Origin of the sequence: Rhodococcus sp. EPR-147 (assembly GCF_001647185.1) — a bacterium.
In the GTDB taxonomy this organism is placed as follows: Bacteria; Actinomycetota; Actinomycetes; order Mycobacteriales; family Mycobacteriaceae; genus Rhodococcoides.
This window is the reverse complement of the sequence record NZ_LVCU01000472.1, coordinates 1-685: the sequence shown is the minus strand read 5'-3', so window position 1 is coordinate 685 and position 685 is coordinate 1. Positions and strand designations below refer to the sequence as shown.

Below are 685 nucleotides of genomic sequence, written 5' to 3'. Positions count from 1 at the left end.
GGCCGCATTACGGCGGGATCGTCGAACGCATCATTGGCACCGTCATGACCCAGGTCCACGAACTCCCCGGCACCACGTTCTCGAACCCAACGCAGCGGGGCAGATACGACTCAGAGGGCACGGCAGCCCTGACGCTACGAGAATTGGAACGCTGGCTGATCCTCGCGGTCGCGGCGTACCACGCGGACGTGCACACCGGCCTGAGCCGGAGCCCCGCTGCGCAGTGGATCAGCAGCACCGACGCCGATACTGCTCGATCGACGTCGACAGTGGTGGGCGAGACCGCATTCCTGGTGGACTTCCTTCCCGTCATCCGGCGTCGCCTGACCCGGACAGGGTTCGTCATCGACCACATCCAGTACTTCTCGAACGCTCTGAAACCGTGGATCGCTAGGCGAGAGAAGTTGGGTCAGTTCGTGATCCGGCGTGATCCACGAGATCTGAGCAGGGTGTGGGTCCTGGACCCCGACAGCGGCGGCGGGTATGTCGAGGTGCCGTACCGGACGATGTCACATCCGGCGGTGACATCGTGGGAACACCGGGCAGCGGTGGTGCGTCTTCGAGAGCACGGCCGAGCAACTATCGACGAACACGCTCTGTTCGCGATGATCGAGAAGATGCGTCAGGTAGCCACGTCGGCAGAGCGGGACACCAAACGAGCCCGACGTAATCGCACTCGCCGTGC

The 685-nt window shown here is 63.8% G+C and carries 1 protein-coding gene; it reads left to right on the top strand.

Annotation, left to right across the window (positions count from 1 at the left end):
• Positions 1–44 precede the first annotated feature (44 nt).
• Positions 45–685 (top strand): Mu transposase C-terminal domain-containing protein (locus tag A2J02_RS20155; protein WP_231893933.1); only part of this gene is annotated, 641 nt, incomplete at its 3' end.